The sequence below is a fragment of the Cellulomonas sp. ATA003 genome, from assembly GCF_031582905.1.
In the GTDB taxonomy this organism is placed as follows: Bacteria; Actinomycetota; Actinomycetes; order Actinomycetales; family Cellulomonadaceae; genus Pengzhenrongella.
The window spans coordinates 235,650-253,028 of sequence record NZ_CP133990.1; the positions used below are offsets into that span (position 1 = coordinate 235,650).

Genomic DNA, 17,379 nt, shown 5'->3' on the forward strand with positions numbered 1-17,379 from the left:
GAGATCTGACGTGAACCTCGAAGGTTTCCCCCTGCTCACCGCACTGATCGTGCTGCCGCTCGTCGGCGCCGTCGTGCTCTGGGTGCTGCCCACCTCCCTGCGCGAGCGGGCCCGCACCGTGGCGGTGGTCGTCACGCTGCTCGAGCTCGCGCTCGGTGTGCTCGCGCTGACCGCGTTCGACACCGGCGTGGCCGCGACCCACCAGCTCACCGAGACCCACCCGTGGATCCCGGCGATCGGCGCGAGCTACGCGGTCGGCGTCGACGGCGTCGGGCTGCTGCTCGTGCTGCTGTCGGTCGTGCTGACGCCGCTCGTGGTGCTCTCGACCCGCCGGGACGAGGTGGGCCCGGCCGACCGGCTGCGCCACTACCTCGCGCTCGTCCTCGTGCTCGAGGCGTTCATGGTCGCGGTGTTCGCGGCCCGGGACGTGTTCCTGTTCTACGTGCTGTTCGAGGCCATGCTCATCCCGGTGTACTTCCTCATCGGGGTGTTCGGCGGGGCCCAGCGCCGGTACGCGGCGGTGAAGTTCCTGGTCTTCTCCCTCGCCGGCGGGCTGATCATGCTCGCCGCGGTCATCGCCCTGTACGTCGAGGGCCCGGGCGGGCCGGAGGGCTTCCTCACCAGCACCCTGACCGGTCTGGACATGCCGGTGGTCACCGAGCGGCTGCTGTTCCTCGCGTTCTTCCTGGCCTTCGCCATCAAGGCGCCGATGTGGCCGGTCCACACCTGGCTGCCGGACGCCGCGCAGAACGCGACCGCCGGGACCTCCACGCTGCTGGTCGGCGTGCTGGACAAGGTCGGCACGTTCGGGATGCTCACGCTGTGCCTGCCGCTGTTCCCGGACGCGTCCCGCTGGGCGGCGCCGGTGATCATCGTCCTCGCGGTGATCTCCGTGCTCTACGGCGCGGTCCTCGCGATCGGGCAGCAGGACCTCATGCGGCTGATCGCCTACACGTCGGTGTCCCACTTCGGGTTCATCGTGCTGGGGATCTTCGCCTTCACCTCGGTGAGCATCCAGGGGTCCGCGCTGTACATGGTCAACCACGGGCTCTCGACCGGGGCGCTGTTCCTCGTCGCCGGGTACCTGGTCGCCCGGCGGGGCTCCCAGCGCGTCGCGGACTTCGGCGGCCTGCAGCGGGTCACCCCGGTGCTCGCCGGGACGTTCCTCGTCGCCGGCCTGTCGGCGCTGTCGCTGCCGGGGCTCTCGACCTTCGTCAGCGAGTTCCTCGTGCTGGTCGGCACGTTCGCGCGGTCCGGCCCGGCCGCCGTCGTCGCCGTCCTCGGCGTCGTGCTGGCCGCGCTGTACGTGCTGCTCACCTACCAGCGCGTGTTCACCGGCCCCGTCCGCGACGAGCTCGCGACCACGCCGGACCTGTCCGCGCGCGAACGCTGGGCGGTCGCGCCGCTCATCGCGTTCATGGTGGTGTTCGGCTTCTACCCGGCTCCCATGGTCGACCTCGTGCGTGAGCCGTCCGGCCTGACGGTCGAGCAGGTCGGCGTCCAGGACGTCGCCCCGACGCAGGGGCTGCTGAGCGGCACCGGTACCGACGACGAGGAGCACGACGTGACCGGGGCCTTCGACGCGCCGCACATCGACTGGGCGCAGCTGTCGCCCGTCCTGCTGGTGCTGGGTGCGGGGGTGATCGGGGTGCTGGTCGAGGCGTTCGCGCCGCAGCGCCTGCGCCGCCCGATCCAGCTGACCCTCGCGCTCGGCGCGACCGCCGGCGCACTCGTGGCGCTCACCGCGCTGTGGGCCGGTGTCCGCGAGACCGGCGGGACGGTCGTGCTGGGTGGCTCGATGATCCTCGACGGGCCCGCGCTGATCCTGCAGGGCATGGTCGCGCTCCTCGCGCTCCTCGCGCTGCTCGTCGTCGCCGACCGCGGGCAGTCCGGTGAGGACGCCTTCTCGCCGCAGTCCGCCGCCGTCCCCGGCTCGGACTACGAGGAGGCCGCCCGGCGCAAGGGCCTGGCCCAGACCGAGGTCTACCCGCTCGTGCTGTTCGCGACCGGCGGGATGATGATCTTCCCCGCGGCGGGCGACCTGCTGACGATGTTCGTCGCCCTCGAGATGCTCTCCCTGCCGCTGTACCTGCTGAGCGGGCTGGCCCGCCGCCGTCGCCTGCTGTCGCAGGAGGCCGCGATGAAGTACTTCCTGCTCGGCTCGTTCGCGTCGGCGTTCTTCCTCTTCGGGGTCGCGCTGCTCTACGGGTTCGCCGGCTCGGTCCGGCTCGACGCGATCGGTGCGGCGACCGCGACGGTCGTGGGGATGGACCCGCTGCTGCTCGCCGGCGTGCTGCTCGTCCTGGTCGGGCTGCTGTTCAAGGTCGGCGCGGTGCCGTTCCAGGCGTGGACCCCGGACGTCTACCAGGGTGCGCCGACCCCGATCACCGGGTTCATGGCCGCGTGCACCAAGGCCGCCGCGTTCGGCGCGATGCTGCGGTTCGTCTACGTCGTGACCCCCGGCCTGGAGTGGGACCAGCGCCCCGCCCTGTGGACCGTGGTCATCGCGACCATCGCGCTCGGGACGCTCGTCTCCCTCGTGCAGACCGACATGAAGCGCATCCTCGGGTACTCCGCGATCGCCCACACCGGGTTCATCCTCACCGGGGTCGTCGCCCTCGACGTCGACGGCGTCTCCGGCGTCATGTTCTACCTGCTCGCCTACGGTGCGGCCGCCGTCGGCGCGTTCGCCGTCATCACCCTCGTGCGTGAGGTGGACGCCGACGGCGTCGTCCTCGGGGAGGCCACGCACCTGTCGCAGTGGGCGGGCCTCGGCCGGCGCAGCCCCTGGCTCGCGGGCGCCTTCTCGCTGTTCATGCTGTCCTTCGCGGGCATCCCGCTGACGGCGGGCTTCGTCGGCAAGTTCGCGGTGTTCTCCGCGGCGGTCCAGGGCGGCGCCGCGCCGCTCGCGGTGGCCGGCGTCGTCGGCTCCGCGATCGCGGTGTTCTTCTACATCCGGATCGTCGTGCTGCTGTTCTTCACCGAGCCGCCGGCCGACGCCGGGCACGGCGGCGTCGCCGTCGTGCGGTCCGAGGGGCTCACGACCGTGGGGATCGCCGTCACCGCGGTGGCCACGCTCGGCCTCGGCGTCCTGCCCTCGCCGGTTCTCGATCTGGTCGGTGAGGCGGCTAGGTTCATCCCGTGACCCCGACGACAGCGTTCCCGCTGCCCGACCCTGCGCTCGCGGAGCTGCTCACCGCCCGCCTCGCCGTGGTCGAGGAGCGCCTGCGGGACGCCGTCGCGCACGCGGACGTCCTCGCCGACGCGACCGCGCGGCACCTCGTCAACGCGGGCGGGAAGCGGTTGCGGCCGCTGCTGACCCTGCTCGCCGCCCAGCTCGGCGACGGGCAGCGGCCCGAGGTCCTCGACGCCGCCGTCGTGGTGGAGCTGACGCACCTCGCGACGCTCTACCACGACGACGTCATGGACAGCGCGCCGCTGCGGCGCGGCGCCCCCGCCGCGCACGAGGTCTGGGGCAACTCCGTCGCGATCCTCACCGGGGACCTGCTGTTCGCGCGCGCGTCGAGCGTGGTCGCGGGGCTGGGACCCGAGGCGGTCCGGCTCCAGGCCGCGACGTTCGAGCGGCTGTGCCTGGGGCAGCTGCACGAGACGGTCGGTCCGCAGGACGGCGAGGACCCGGTGGGCCACTACCTGCAGGTCTTGTCGGACAAGACGGGGTCCCTCATCGCGACGTCGGCCCGCTTCGGGGCGATGTTCGCCGGCTGCCCGCCGGAGATCCTGCGCACGGTCACCGGCTACGGCGAGAAGGTCGGCGTCGCCTTCCAGCTCGCCGACGACGTCATCGACCTCTCCGCCGACGGCGCCCGGACCGGCAAGACCCCCGGCACGGACCTGCGCGAGCGGGTGCCGACGATGCCGGTCCTCCTGCTGCGGGCACGCGTCGCCGGCGACGCGGCGTCCGAGGCGGACCGCGCGCTGCTCACCCAGCTGGACTCCGACCTGTCCGACGACGCCGCGCTGTCCCGGGCGGTCTCCGCCCTGCGCGCCCACCCGGTCGTCGCCCAGACGCGTGAGCTCGCGGTGACCTGGGCGCAGGACGCCGTCGCGGAGCTGCGGCCGCTGCCCGCCGGGCCCGCGCGCGACGCGCTGGTCGCCTTCGCCGACGCCCTGGTGGACCGGGCATCCTGAGCCGACGTGCGCGCCGCGGGCGGGGCACGCGGCGGGCGCTGAGGTGACCGCCGACCGACAGGGGGAACGACCATGACCATGACGCCCGAGCAGGCGACCGAGTTCGCCGGCACCTTCGAGCGGCTCGTCGCCCACGTGGGCGAGGCGGTGCTCGGCAAGGCGGACGTCGTCCGGCTCGCGCTGACCTGCATGCTCACCGAGGGGCACCTGCTGCTCGAGGACGCCCCCGGGACCGGCAAGACGTCGCTCGCCCGGGCGATCGCCGCGACCGTGGACGGCACCCACAGCCGCATCCAGTTCACCCCCGACCTGCTGCCGAGCGACGTCACCGGCGTGACCGTCTACGACCAGGGCACGCGCGCCTTCGAGTTCCACCGCGGGCCCGTGTTCGCCTCGATCGTGCTCGCGGACGAGATCAACCGGGCCTCGCCCAAGACGCAGTCCGCGCTCCTGGAGGTCATGGAGGAGGCGCAGGTCACCGTGGACGGCGTCACCCACGCGGCGCCGCGCCCGTTCATGGTGATCGCCACCCAGAACCCGATCGAGCAGGCCGGGACGTACCGCCTGCCCGAGGCTCAGCTCGACCGGTTCCTCGTCAAGACGTCCATCGGCTACCCGGACCACGCGTCGACCGTCGAGATCCTGGCCGGTGCGGCGCAGCGGGACCGGTCCGGGGCCCTGCAGCCGATCGTGGGCACCGCCGACGTCGCCGCGATGATCCGGGTCGCGACCACGACGCACGTCGACGGCGCGGTCCTGGAGTACGTGTCGCGGCTCGCGGAGGCCACCCGCGCCGCACCCGACGCCCGGCTGGGGGTGAGCGTGCGCGGTGCGCTCGCGCTCGTGCGCACCGCGAAGGTCTGGGCGGCGGCGCACGGCCGCCACTACGTCCTGCCCGACGACGTCAAGGTGCTCGTCGCGCCGGTGTGGAACCACCGGCTCGTGCTCGACCCGGACGCGGAGTTCGCCGGCACCACCGCCGAGGCGGTGCTCACGCGCGTGCTCGGCGAGGTCCCCGCGCCGCTGGAGCGTCGCGCCGCCGGCTGATCCGCCTCGGCCGATCCCTTCACCCGCGACCGCGTGCCGCCGATGAGGGGTGGACGGCTGTGGACGCAGGCGTGCACGCCCGCGGCGGTGAGGAGGGGCCCATGCTCGGACGACGCCTGGCGCGCGCCCGCGACGCCCGCCTGCCCGACGCGCGGGTGCCGGACGAGCCACCGGCAGCCGCGCGGGCGCGGGCCGACGCCGGCGCACGGGTCTCCCGCGCGCGGCCGTGCACGCGGCCACGGTCGGACTGGTCGGCGTCCTGGCGGCCCTCACCGTGTTCTCGGTGACGACCGCGGTGACCGACGCGCGGGCCGCGGAGCGCGCTCAGGTCAGCGCGGTCGTCTCGGCGTGGTCGCGGGAGGCCCTCACGGCGCTCGTGCTCGAGGAGAACCTGGTCGACCAGCTCAAGGCGCCCGGCCCCGAGGAGGACGGCGAGACCGCTCAGGAGTACCTCGACGCCCGCGCGGCCGTCGACGAGGCGCTCGACGGCCTGCGCGGATCCGTCACCCCTCCCGGCGCGGGACGGTCGAGGACTGGGCCACGCTGCACGCTCGGTACGGACGCGCGGTCGAGGCCATGCTGACCGGTGGGCCGATGGACCCGTCCGCGGCCGAGGACCACGAGGAGACCTACGTCGACCCGTACTTCGACCCGCTGGAGGCCGCCCTGGAGAACGAGGTGCAGCGCCACTTCGAGGAGGCCAGCACGGCGCTGACGGCGATGGGCAGCGCGCAGCAGGCGAAGCTCGTGGCCACGCCGGTCGTGTTCGGTCTCGGCCTGGCCTTCGTCCTGTTCTTCAGCGCGGTCGTCGTCCGCGGGCGGCGGGCCGTCGTCGAGCAGGGCGAGGAGAACCGGCGGCAGGCGCTGCGGGACCCGCTGACCGGGCTGCCCAACCGCCGCGCGATGGGTGAGCGGGTCGACGCCCTGCTGAGCGGATCCGCACCCGACGCCGCGCCGATCACCCTCCTGCTGATCGACCTGGACCGGTTCAAGGAGATCAACGACACCCTCGGCCACCGCTACGGCGACCGCGTGCTCGAGGTCCTCGCCGGCCGGCTGGGCGGGTGCGTGCCGGCGTCGGCGACCGTCGCCCGGCTGGGCGGGGACGAGTTCGCGATCCTCCTGCCCGACGTCGACGACGTCGCCTCCGCGCTCGCCGTCGCCGCGACCGTGCAGGCGACGATGGACACGAACGTCGACGCGCACGGCATCTTCCTCGACGTCGACGCCTCCATCGGCATCGCGCTGGGCGAGGGCGACATGGATGCTCAGGCGCTGCTGCGGCACGCCGACATCGCGATGTACCGCGCCAAGAGCCGCGGCACCGGCGTGTGCGTGTACGACGAGGACATCGACGAGCACAGCCGCGAGCAGCTCGCGCTGCTCGGCGAGCTGCGCGGGGCGCTCGACGCCGGCGACCTCGTCCTGCACTTCCAGCCCAAGCTGGCGCTCGCGGACGGCCGGCTGTGCGGCGTCGAGGCGCTGGTGCGCTGGCAGCACCCCGTCCTCGGGCTGCTGCCGCCGGCGCGGTTCGTCCCGGTCGCGGAGCGCACCGCGCTGATCCACCCGCTGACCCGGTACGTCCTGTCGGCCGCCCTCGCGGAGTGCCGCCGGTGGCACGACGCGGGCCGCGAGCTGCACGTGGCCGTCAACGTCTCGGTCCGCAACCTGCTCGACGACGCCTTCCTCGCCGACGTCACCGGGCTGCTCGCCGCCTGGGGCGTCCCGGCGCGGTGCCTCGAGCTCGAGGTCACCGAGAGCGCCATCATGGCCGACCCCGGACGCGCCCGCCTCATGCTCGCCGCGTTCGCCGACCTCGGCGTGACGCTGTCGATCGACGACTTCGGGGCCGGGTACACGTCGCTCGCGCACCTGACGCGGCTTCCGGTCCACACCGTGAAGATCGACCGGTCGCTGGTGGCCCGCATGGTGGCCGAGCCGACCGACGCCGTGGTCGTGCGGTCCGTCATCGAGCTCGCGCACCACCTCGGGCTGACCACCGTGGCCGAGGGCGTCGAGGACGCCGCGACCCGGGACCGGCTGGCGGCGCTCGGGTGCGACGTCGCCCAGGGGTACCTGTTCAGCCGTCCAGTGCCCGCTGCGGACCTGGCCGGGTGGGTGACCGGGCCGGACCACGCCCGTGCGGAGCGGCAGCGCACCGTCACGGCCGTGCGCCCGAGCCTGCGGCCGTGCCCGGAATCTCCCGCCCCGACCGGATTGCTCGCCGCCCGATCCTCATGACCCGGGCGATCCGGACGATGGGGACGGCAGAACGGCACCGCCGTCCGGTCACCGACCGGTGACGACCTGAGGAGTGGAGGGCCCTGTGCGCACGTCCTGGGGCTCGGCGACGGACCGAGGTCGGGTCCGTCGGCTCAACGAGGACGCCCTGCTCGCGCAGCCGCCCCTCTTCCTCGTCGCCGACGGCATGGGTGGTCACGACGCCGGTGACGTCGCGAGCCGGGTCACCGTCGAGGAGTTCTCCCGCCTCGCCGACCGCGACGGCGTCACCCACGACGACGTCCAGGCGGCCTTCGCGCGTGCCGCCGCTCGGGTGCGCGAGTCGGTGGGCGCCGGTCGTACCGCCGGCACGACCGTCGCAGGGGCCGCCGTCGCCGCCGGGGGCGCGCCGTACTGGCTGGTGTTCAACGTGGGCGACTCGCGCGTCTACCGCCTCGCCGACGGATCCCTCGAGCAGGTGAGCGTCGACCACTCGGTCGTCCAGGAGCTCATCGACGACGGGCGCCTGCGCCCCGCGGACGCCGAGTGGCACCCCGACCGCCACGTCATCACGCGCGCGGTCGGCACCGGCCCGGTCCCGGAGGCCGACTACTGGCTCATCCCCGCCGGCTCGGCCGACCGGCTGCTGCTGTGCTCCGACGGGCTCACCCAGGAGCTCGACGACGACGCCATCCGATACCTCCTCATGGACCAGCCCGACCCGCAGGCCGCGGCTCAGATCCTCGTCCAGGCCGCGGTGGAGGCCGGTGGCCGCGACAACGTGACCGCCGTCGTCGTCGACCTCGGCGACGCCCGCGCCGCCGGCGTGGACGAGGCGACCATCGAACGACCCGTGACCCCGCCGCTGCGCGGGGACGGAACGGAGCAGTGACCAGCGTGGACGCCCCCGAGTACACCCCCGGCGAGTGGGTCGCCGTCGTCGCGGACGGCGGCGTCGCGCTGCTCCCGCCGACCACACCGTCCGCGCTCGTGCACCGGCTGTGGGAGTCCCTGCGCCTCGCCGGTGCCGCCGGTCCCGCCGGTGTGGTCGACCACCTGCAGGTGCTGGTGCGGGACGGTCTGGCGACCCTGCCGCCCTTCGCGCTGCTCACGCTGGACGGCACCCGTCTGCACGCCGTCGTCCGCGGTGCGGTCGAGGTCGAGGTGACCGCGGCCGGCCGCGCGTTCGTGCTCACCGCCCCCGGGGTGTCCACGTGGTCCGACGAGGTCGTCGAGGGCGTCCGCACGGTCACCGTGCGCGCGCCGGGCGACGAGGCGGACGCTGATGCGACCGCGCTCCCCATGGCCGCCGGCGTCGCCCGTGCCGGCGGCGTCCGCCTGCGCCCGACCTGCCCGCTCGCCGCCGTCGAGCCCGTTGCCGTCGACCTCGCCGCTGTCGAGCCCGTCGCCGTCGACCTCGTCGCTGTCGAGCCCGTCGCCGTCGAGCCCGTCGCTGTCGACCCTGCGCCGGCCGTGCCGGTGACCGCCCTGCCGTCCGTCACCGCGGCCCCGGCCGGCACCGCTGACCCGTCCCGCGGGGCGGTGCCGTCCCCCGTGGGGAGCCGTCGCCCGCGGTGCCGGACGTCGTGCCGGCCCCGGTGCCGACCTCCGCGGTGCCCGCGGTGGGTCCGGGGTGGCTGCTCGTGCGGTGATGTCGGTGTCGGTCGCTGCACAGGTCGCCGCACCGGTCGCCGTGCTGCCCCACCCCGCCCGCGCCGCGGACCCCGTCGTCGGTGACGAGCCCCTCGACCTCACGATGCTGCGCCCGGCCGAGACGCCGCGGCACGCGGCACCCGCCGTGGCGGGGCCGACCGAGCCGACCGATCAGCCCACCGAGCAGCCCACCGACCGGCCGAGCGACGAGCCGGCCGGGACGCGCACCGACCGGTCCGGCGCGGAGCCCGCCGACCACCCGGTCGCGCCGGAGGTGCTGCCCACCGCGTCCACCGACCACGACGGCACCACGGTGCTGAGCGCGGACGTCGTCGCGCTGCGCCGTCGGCTGCCGGAGTGGGCGGGCCACGCGGTGGCCGCGCCGCTCGCCACGTCCCTGCCCACGCCCGCCTCGCCGGCGGCCGCCCGGCTGGCCCTGTCCACCGGCGAGCGCGTCACGCTGAGCCGGCCGGTGCTCATCGGCCGGGCGCCGCAGGCGTCGCGGGTGCACAGCAGCCAGGTCCCGCAGCTCGTCACCGTGCCCAGCCCGATGCAGGACATCTCGCGCACCCACGCCGAGGTCCGCATGGACGGCGACGACGTCGTGCTGACGGACCTGCGCTCGACCAACGGCGTGCTGGTCGTGCGTCCCGCCGCGGCGCCGCAGCGCCTGCAGCCGGGGGAGGCGACCGTCCTGCAGCCGGGCGTGCTCGTCGACCTCGGGGAGGGCGTCACGTTCACCGTGGAGCGCTCGCGGTGACGGTGCCCCGTCGCCCCTCCGCGCCGCCCGAGATCCCGGGTCACACCGTCGGGCGGCTGCTCGGCATGGGCGGGTTCGCGGACGTCTACCTCTACACCCAGCACCTGCCGCGCCGGCCGGTCGCGGTCAAGGTGCTGCCGGCGGACTCTCTTGACGCGGACGTCCTCGCGCGGTTCGGGACCGAGGCCGACCTGATGGCCCAGCTCTCCCACCACCCGTCGATCGTCACGATCCACCACGCGGCGGTCGCGGCCGACGGCCGCCCCTACCTCGTCATGGAGTACTGCGCGCGCCCCGGGCTGGGGGCCCGCTACCGCAGCGAGCGCATCTCGGTCGCGGAGGCGCTCCGCATCGGGATCCGCCTCGCGTCCGCGGTGGAGACGGCCCACCGGGCCGGCATCCTGCACCGCGACATCAAGCCCGCCAACGTGCTCACCACGGACTTCGGCTGGCCGGCGCTCACCGACTTCGGCATCGCCGCCACCACCGGCTGGAGCGGTGGCGCCGCGGTCGGCATGTCCATCCCGTGGTCGCCGCCCGAGCTGCTCGCCGCCGTCCCGGACGGCGACGTGCGGGCCGACGTCTACTCCCTCGCCGCGACCGTGTACTCCCTGCTCGCCGGACGGTCCCCGTTCGAGGTCCCCGGCAGCGCCAACGGTGCGGCCGACCTCGTCGCGCGCATCGAGCGGGACCCCCTGCCGCGCACCGGCCGCACCGACGTGCCGCCGAGCCTGCACGCCGCGCTCGCGCGTGCGATGGAGAAGAACCCGGTCCACCGGTTCCACTCGGCGCTCGCCCTGGCCCGCGCGCTGCAGGCCGTCGAGCTCGAGCTCATGCTCCCGGGGACGCCGGTCGAGCTCGCCCAGGAGGGGACCGACGAGACGGCCGGCCCGGTCACCCGCTCCGGCGCCGCCCCGCACGCGCCCGCCGACGACGCCGCGACGCGCCTGCGCCCCGTGGTGAGCATCGACCCCGAGGGGGACGACGCCGCCGATGACGAGCCCGGCCGGCCGCAGCGCACGGCGGCCGAGGAGGCCGCGACGGTCACGCGTCGGCGTCCGATCGCGAGCATCACGCCCGACGCCGAGCCGGTGCACGTCGGCCCCTGCCCGCACGCCGCCGGTCCGAGCACGCCGGCCACCGGCGTGCCGGTGCTGCCCTCCTTCACCGTCCCCGCGGCAGCCGACGAGCACGCGGGCGACGCGCACGACGACCCCGAGGTCGCCCCCGGACCCGGCCCGCCCGGTCGCGGCGCGTCCTCACCGCGCTCGCGGGCGCCGCCGTCGTGGCCGCGCTCGCGGCCTCGACCACCCTCGCGCTCGGCGCCGGCGACCCGGACGTCGCCGTCGCCGCCGAGCCCGCCCCGTCGGCCACGCCGGCCGCGGTCGTCACCGCGGTGCCGGCTCCGGTCGACGTCCGCGTCACCCCGCGGCCCGACGGCACGGTGACCGCGACCTGGACGAACCCCCAGCCGCAGGACGGCGACCGGTACCTGTGGGGCGTCGTCCGGGCCGGTGCCGACACCCGCCTCGAGCTCGTCGACGACACGCAGGTCACCGTCGAGGTCGCGACGGGGTCCCCGGCCGGGACCACGGCGGCCGCGGAGCGCACGTGCGTCGAGGTCTCCATCGTCCGGGCGGACCGGCGTGCGTCCAACCGGCCCGCGCTCGGGTGCACGCCGTGACCGCGCGCCGCGGCATGCCGAACCGGCGCACGTGGACCCGGACCGGCGCCGCCGTCACCGCCCCGGTGCTGCTCGCCGTGCTGGCCCTGATCCACCCGGGCCAGGCGGTGTCACAGCTCGACCTGCACGACGGCGGCGTGTGGCTCACCAACGCCTCGACCCTCGGCGTCGGGCGCTACAGCTCGACCGTCGGCGAGCTCAACGGCGGCCTGGTCGCGGGGTCGAGCGAGGTCGACGTGCTCCAGGACGGCGCCGACGTGCTCATCCACGAGCCCGGCGTCCTCGCCGCGGTCGACCCCGCCGCCGTCACCACGACCGCCGAGGTCGCGCTGCCCGCCGGTGCCCGGGTGTCGTCGGCCGCCGGGACCGTCGCCGTCGTCGACCCCGCGGACGGCGCACTGCGGATCGGGCGCGTGGGCACGCTGGCCGAGCTCGTCCCCGACGGCCCGGCGGACGCCGAGCTCGGCGTCGGCGGGGCGGCGGTCGTGGCCGTCGGCGGGGACGTGCTGACCGTGGCCGCGGACGGGACCCGCCGCACGCTGCGGGCGGACGGCGACGGGGCCGGGGCCCGCGTCCTCACCGCCGGGGAGCCGGACGCGCAGGCGTCCGCGGCCGGGCCGGTCGAGCAGGCCACCGCCGTCGGGGACCAGCTCGTCACCCTCACCGGGACCACGCTGCGCACCGCGACCGGTGCGGTGGACCTCGCCGGTGCCGGCACCCCCTGCGGCTGCAGCAACCTGGTCCGGATGCCGCCACGGTGCTGGTCGCGGGCCCGACCGCGCTGCTCGAGGTGCCGCTGACCGGTGCGACCACGCCGGACGACGTGCGCCGCCACCCCTCCGGCGGCAGCGGCGCGCCCGCCGCACCGGTGCGGGTCGGGGCGTGCGTGTACGGCGCCTGGGCGTCCGCCACCGGCAGCGCGCTGACCCGCTGCGGGACCGACGGCCCGACCGTCGTCGACCTCGCGGGCATGACGGCGCAGGACCGGCTCGTGTTCCGGGTCAACCGGTCCGTCGTCGTGCTCAACGACACCGCGCACGGGCGGGTGTGGGTCCCCACCGAGGACCCCGAGCTGCGCGAGCCGAACTGGCAGGACATCGAGCCCGAGGCCGAGCAGGACGATGACCCGCAGGACTCCGACACCCAGCAGGGCACGCTGTCCTCGGCCACCGAGTGCACCGGTGAGTCCGCGCCCGCCACCGCGTCGGACGACGCCTACGGCGTGCGGGCCGGCCGCACCGTGCAGCTCCCGGTGCTGGCGAACGACGCGGCGTCCGACTGCGGCGTCCTCGTGCTGTCCGAGTGGGACCCGGTCCCGGCGGCGTGGGGCACGCTCACGGCGGTCCACGGCGGCCGCGCCCTGCAGCTCACCGTCGACGACGCCGCCTCCGGCACCGTCGAGTTCACCTACACCGTCACCGACGGTCGCGGTGCCGCGGCCCCCGCGACCGCGACCGTGCGGGTCACCGTCCAGCCGGCCGGCAGCAACGCACCACCCACCCAGGCGCGTCTGGACACCGTCGTCGTCGAGCAGGGTGCCGCGGTCACCGCCGACGTCCTGCCCGCCTTCACCGATCCGGACGGCGACGACCTCGTGCTCGTCGAGGCGACCGTCACCGACGGCGGGACGGTCCACAGCCGGCCCGACGGCCACGTGACCTTCCAGGCCGCCGACGGCGCGCTCGGCGTCGTCGGCGTGCGGCTGGTCGTCTCCGACGGCGTCGCCACGGCCGTGGGGGAGCTGCGGGTCGACGTGCGGCCGGTCGGCTCCCTGGTCCCGGTGGTCGACCCCGTGCACGCCGTCGCCTACGTCGGCGAGCCGGTGACCGTCCACCCGCTCGCGTCGGTCCGCAGCGGCACCACCGAGGTGCCCCGCCTCGCGGGGGTCGAGCCCCTCGTCGGGGCGACCGTCGTGCCGGACGTCGCCGCCGGGACCTTCACCGTCACCGCCGCCCGGCCGGGCCCGCTGTACGTCACGTTCACCGTGGCCGCCGGGACCCAGCAGACCACCGGGGTCGCCCGCGTCGACGTGCGCGAGCGGCCCCTCGAGGCGCAGGGGCCCACCGCCGTCGCCGACCGCGCCCTGCTCCCCCGGGCGGCGAGGTGACGATCGACCCGCTCGCCAACGACATCTCGCCGGACGGCGCAATCCTCGTGCTGCACTCCGTCGAGGTGCCCGACGGCTCGGGACTCGAGGTCGCCGTCCTGGGTCACGGGCTGCTGCGGATCACCGCGACCGGGAGCCTGCCCGGACCCGTCGTCCTGCACTACGTCGTCTCCGACGGCCTGCGCGAGGCGCGCGGGGAAGTCCTCGTGCGACCGCTGCCCGCGTCCGCCACGCAGCAGCCCCCGGTCGTGCCGGACGCCACCGCCACCGTGCGCACCGGCGGCGTCGTCACGATCCCGGTGCTCGACGGCGCCTTCGACCCCGAGGGTGGGCCGCTCACCCTCCTGCCCGACCTCGCCGAGCCCCTCGGCGAGGACGAGGGCCTGCTGTTCGTCTCCGGCGACGTGCTGCGCTACCGCGCCCCCGACCGCCCCACCACGGCCCGGGCGTCGTTCACGGTGACCGATGCCACCGGCGCCGCCACGTCGGCACGCCTGACCGTCACGGTGCACGCCGCGGACGCCACCACCAAGGCGCCGCCGCAGCCCGCCCCCGTCACCGCGCGCGTCTTCGCCGGCGAGATCACCCGGATCACCGTCCCGCTGGTCGGCGTCGACCCGGACGGCGACGGCGTGACCCTGCTCGGTCTGGACCGCGCGCCCGAGAAGGGTCGGGTCGTCGACACCGGCGCCGACTGGATCGACTACGAGGCCTTCGGGGACGAGTCCGGTACCGACCAGTTCACCTACGCGGTCGAGGACTGGGTCGGGCAGCGTGCGGTCGCCACGGTCCGGGTCGGCATCGCCGAGCGCCCCGGCACGTCCGAGCGCGTCGTCGCCCGCGACGACCGCGTCACGGTCCTGCCCGGTCGCCGGGTCGAGGTCCGCGTGCTCGCCAACGACGTCGACGCGGGCGGCAGCGAGCTCACGCTGGACCCCGCCCTGGTGACCGACCCCGGTGTCGACGCCCGCACGGTCGGCCGGCGCGTCGTCGTGCAGTCCCCGCAGGCCCCCGGGACCCTGCAGATCGCCTACACCGCCCGCAACGACCGCGGCGGCCACGCCACCGCGGTGCTGTGGGTGACGGTCGACCCGGACGCGAGCCCGGTGCCCCCCGTCGCGCGGGACGTCGTCGTCCCGGCGCGGGACACCGTCGGTCGCACGGAGGTCGAGGTCGACGTCCTCGCGGTCGCCGAGAACCGCAGCGGGCCGTTGTCCGACCTCACCGTCTCGGTGCCCGACGACGCCTCGACCGCGCGCACCACGCCCACCGGCGCGGTCGTCGTGACCCTCGCCGAGCACGCCCAGACGCTGCCGTACGTGCTGACCAACACGGCGGCGGGCGGCGGCGGCCTGACCAGCACGGCGTTCATCACGGTGCCGGCGCTCGGCGACTTCCCCGATGCCGCGGCCCCGCGCGCCGCGGCTCGAGGTGCTCGCCGGCTCGGAGCTCGAGATCCCGCTCGCCGAGCAGGTGCAGGTGGCCCCCGGTCGCACCGCCACGATCTCGGACCCCTCGCGAGTCCAGGCCACCAAGTCCGACGGATCGGCGCTGGTGCGTGACGCGACGACGCTCGTCTTCCGTGCGCCACGCTCGTACGCCGGCCCCGCCTCGATCTCGGTGGAGGTGACCGACGCGACCGCGACGGGGGACGCCGGTGCGCGCCGCGCGGTGCTGACGCTCCCGATCACCGTCCTCGCGGTCGAGGACCACCCGCCCACGTTCGTCCCCTCGACGATCGACGTCGCGCCGGGTGAGGACCCGGTCGCCGTGCCGCTGACCGCGTTCACCTCCGACCCGGTCGGCGGCGCCGGGGACGGCTACGGCTACACCCTCACCTCCGCCGTCCCGCAGGGCTTCACCGCGGTGCTCGACGGGTCGGTGCTCAAGGTCGCGGCGCTGCCCACGGCCGCCCGGGGCACCTTCGGCAGCCTGGGCCTGGCCATCCGGTACGGCGTCGCCGGGACCCTCGATGCACGGGTCGAGCTGCGGGTCACCGCGAGCACGCGCCCGCTCGCCCGCGTCGTCGAGCGCACCGTCCCCGACGGCGTGGAGGACCGCGTCACGACCGTCCCGGTGCTCGACGGCGCCTACAACCCGTTCCCCGGGTCGCCGCTGCGGGTCGTCGACGCCGTCGTGGAGACGCCCGGTGCGGGCACCGCGTCGGTGAGCGGGTCCGAGGTCGCGGTCCGTCCGGCGGCCGGGTTCGTCGGGGCGATGGTCGCCCGGTTCACGGTGCGCGACGTGACGGGGGACGCCGCACGCGAGGTCACCGGCCGTGTCACCGTCATCGTCCGGGGCCGACCCGGCACCCCGACCGCACCGCGCGTCGTCGAGGTCCGCGACCGCACCGTCGTCCTCGCCTGGGACGCACCGGTGGCCAACGGCGAGCCGATCACCGCCTACCGCGTCACGACCCACCCGGGCGGTGCGGTGCGCGAGTGCGCCGGGACCACCTGCACCGTCGACGGCCTGGTCAACGACACCGAGCACACCTTCACGGTCGCCGCCCGCAACGCCGTCGACTGGTCGCCCGAGAGCGCGCCGTCGGCGCCGGCCCGGCCGGACGCGCGCCCCGAGGCGGTCACCGCCCCGACCCTGACCACCGACGACCGCCAGCTCACCGCGACGTGGGCCGCACCGGTGAGCCCCGGCTCCCCGGTGGACCGGTACACCGTCGAGGTCAGCCCGGCGCCGCCCGCGGGGGCGTCGCTGGCCACGACCGCGACGACCACCACGCTGCGCGGCCTGACGAACGGCGTCGAGTACGTCGTGCGCGTCCGGGCCCACAACCGCGCCCCCGAGCCGGGGAGTGGAGCGCCTGGTCGGCCGTCGGCGTGCCCATGACGACGCCGTCCGCGCCCGCGCCGACGGCGGTCCGGCACCCCGCGAGCGGCACCGAGGCCGGCCGCCTCGAGGTCACCTGGGCCGAGCCGGCGACCAACGGCGCGGCGATCACCGGGTACGAGGTCACCGTCGACGGCGCGACCGTCGCGTCCCTGCCGGCGTCCGCGGCGTCCTGGTCGTTCCCCGACGCCGAGCGCGGCCGCCGCTACACGGTGGGGGTCCGGGCGCGGAACACCGTCGGCTGGTCCGCCGCCGGCACGACCACGGCCCAGACGTGGAGTGCCCCTCCGCGCCGCTCGACGCGACCGCCACCGACGGGGGCGGCGACGCGGTGCCGTGGGGTGCCGGGCGGGTCGGGCTGACCTGGCAGCCGCCGGCCGACGCCGGCGGTGCCGGGCTCACCGTCACGGGGTACGAGGTCGAGGGTGTGGGCCGCCTGAGCGGCACGTCCGTCGTCGTCGACGGGCTGACCGCCGGGCCGGCGCCGACCTTCCGCGTGCGGGCGTGGAGCTCGCGCGGCGAGGCCGGCGACTGGGCCGTGATCGCGCCGGTCGCGGTCACCACCGCGCCGCAGGCCCCCACCGTGACCGCCACCGCCACGCCCACCGACGACGACGCCCTCGCGGTGGTCGTGCGGTGGACGCCCGGCCGTGACGGCGGCAGCCCCGTGACGGGGTACCGGGTCCGGGCCGGCGACGGCGACTGGGTCGTCCGGGGGCCGCCGACCGCGAGGCGACGCTCGTCGCGCCCACCGGTGCCGGCGCGCCACGGGTCGAGGTGCAGGCGCTGTCCGCGCGCGGCACCAGTGCCGCGGCCGCCGTGAGTGCGACCCTGCCGGTGGAGCCGCCCCCGGCCCCGGCTCCCGCGCCCGTGCCCGCGCCGGGTGCCGCGGGCCCGGCCCGCACCCCGCCG

The 17,379-nt window shown here is 76.0% G+C and carries 16 protein-coding genes; all 16 read left to right on the forward strand.

The features are described 5' to 3' along the window. Positions 1–10: 10 nt before the first annotated feature. The gene (gene nuoN, locus REH70_RS01180) at positions 11–3,145 is read left to right on the forward strand and encodes an NADH-quinone oxidoreductase subunit NuoN (protein ID WP_310751188.1); all 3,135 of its coding nucleotides are present in this window, start codon (positions 11–13) and stop codon (positions 3,143–3,145) included. Next, positions 3,142–4,149 carry a polyprenyl synthetase family protein gene (locus tag REH70_RS01185; RefSeq protein ID WP_310751191.1) on the forward strand — a complete coding sequence of 336 codons (1,008 nt, stop codon included), beginning with the start codon at positions 3,142–3,144 and terminating at the stop codon, positions 4,147–4,149. Before nuoN ends, REH70_RS01185 begins: the two co-directional genes overlap by 4 nt. A 72-nt stretch (positions 4,150–4,221) precedes the next feature. Further along, positions 4,222–5,196 (forward strand): MoxR family ATPase, encoded by a 975-nt coding sequence (locus REH70_RS01190; RefSeq protein WP_310751194.1) that lies wholly within the window; start codon positions 4,222–4,224, stop codon positions 5,194–5,196. Positions 5,197–5,422: 226 nt separating this feature from the next. Beyond that, positions 5,423–5,779, forward strand: a complete 357-nt coding sequence (locus REH70_RS01195) for a hypothetical protein (protein WP_310751197.1) — start codon at positions 5,423–5,425, stop codon at positions 5,777–5,779. Then, positions 5,773–7,437, forward strand: a complete 1,665-nt coding sequence (locus REH70_RS01200; RefSeq protein ID WP_310751199.1) for a bifunctional diguanylate cyclase/phosphodiesterase — start codon at positions 5,773–5,775, stop codon at positions 7,435–7,437. Before REH70_RS01195 ends, REH70_RS01200 begins: the two co-directional genes overlap by 7 nt. A gap of 85 nt (positions 7,438–7,522) precedes the next feature. Beyond that, positions 7,523–8,308 (forward strand): protein phosphatase 2C domain-containing protein, encoded by a 786-nt coding sequence (locus REH70_RS01205; RefSeq protein WP_310751202.1) that lies wholly within the window; start codon positions 7,523–7,525, stop codon positions 8,306–8,308. Next, on the forward strand, positions 8,305–9,153 hold the full coding sequence (locus tag REH70_RS01210) for a hypothetical protein (protein ID WP_310751205.1): 849 nt from the start codon (positions 8,305–8,307) through the stop codon (positions 9,151–9,153). The genes REH70_RS01205 and REH70_RS01210 overlap by 4 nt, the downstream gene beginning before the upstream one ends. Then, complete coding sequence (locus REH70_RS01215; protein ID WP_310751209.1) at positions 9,110–9,829, forward strand: FHA domain-containing protein; 720 nt, start codon at positions 9,110–9,112, stop codon at positions 9,827–9,829. The genes REH70_RS01210 and REH70_RS01215 overlap by 44 nt, the downstream gene beginning before the upstream one ends. Continuing rightward, the gene (locus REH70_RS01220; RefSeq protein ID WP_310751212.1) at positions 9,826–11,277 is read left to right on the forward strand and encodes a serine/threonine-protein kinase; all 1,452 of its coding nucleotides are present in this window, start codon (positions 9,826–9,828) and stop codon (positions 11,275–11,277) included. Before REH70_RS01215 ends, REH70_RS01220 begins: the two co-directional genes overlap by 4 nt. Further along, the gene (locus REH70_RS01225) at positions 11,274–11,513 is read left to right on the forward strand and encodes a hypothetical protein (protein WP_310751216.1); all 240 of its coding nucleotides are present in this window, start codon (positions 11,274–11,276) and stop codon (positions 11,511–11,513) included. Before REH70_RS01220 ends, REH70_RS01225 begins: the two co-directional genes overlap by 4 nt. Next, positions 11,510–12,313, forward strand: a complete 804-nt coding sequence (locus tag REH70_RS01230; RefSeq protein WP_310751219.1) for a hypothetical protein — start codon at positions 11,510–11,512, stop codon at positions 12,311–12,313. The genes REH70_RS01225 and REH70_RS01230 overlap by 4 nt, the downstream gene beginning before the upstream one ends. Next, on the forward strand, positions 12,271–13,620 hold the full coding sequence (locus REH70_RS01235; protein WP_310751222.1) for an Ig-like domain-containing protein: 1,350 nt from the start codon (positions 12,271–12,273) through the stop codon (positions 13,618–13,620). Before REH70_RS01230 ends, REH70_RS01235 begins: the two co-directional genes overlap by 43 nt. Beyond that, positions 13,617–15,182, forward strand: coding sequence for an Ig-like domain-containing protein (locus REH70_RS01240; RefSeq protein ID WP_310751226.1), 1,566 nt, complete (start codon positions 13,617–13,619; stop codon positions 15,180–15,182). Before REH70_RS01235 ends, REH70_RS01240 begins: the two co-directional genes overlap by 4 nt. After that, positions 15,175–16,467, forward strand: a complete 1,293-nt coding sequence (locus REH70_RS01245) for a fibronectin type III domain-containing protein (RefSeq protein ID WP_310751229.1) — start codon at positions 15,175–15,177, stop codon at positions 16,465–16,467. Before REH70_RS01240 ends, REH70_RS01245 begins: the two co-directional genes overlap by 8 nt. Continuing rightward, positions 16,464–16,829, forward strand: a complete 366-nt coding sequence (locus tag REH70_RS01250) for a fibronectin type III domain-containing protein (protein WP_310751232.1) — start codon at positions 16,464–16,466, stop codon at positions 16,827–16,829. Before REH70_RS01245 ends, REH70_RS01250 begins: the two co-directional genes overlap by 4 nt. Continuing rightward, the gene (locus REH70_RS01255; RefSeq protein ID WP_310751235.1) at positions 16,799–17,290 is read left to right on the forward strand and encodes a fibronectin type III domain-containing protein; all 492 of its coding nucleotides are present in this window, start codon (positions 16,799–16,801) and stop codon (positions 17,288–17,290) included. The genes REH70_RS01250 and REH70_RS01255 overlap by 31 nt, the downstream gene beginning before the upstream one ends. The last annotated feature ends 89 nt before the right edge of the window (positions 17,291–17,379 follow it).

Excerpts from the sequence above, each read along its gene's own strand:
- REH70_RS01190 (WP_310751194.1), top strand. The coding sequence starts at position 4,222 with ATGACCATGACGCCCGAGCAGGCGACCGAGTTCGCCGGCACCTTCGAG.
- REH70_RS01200 (WP_310751199.1), top strand. The coding sequence starts at position 5,773 with ATGCTGACCGGTGGGCCGATGGACCCGTCCGCGGCCGAGGACCACGAG.
- REH70_RS01250 (WP_310751232.1), top strand. The coding sequence starts at position 16,464 with ATGACGACGCCGTCCGCGCCCGCGCCGACGGCGGTCCGGCACCCCGCG.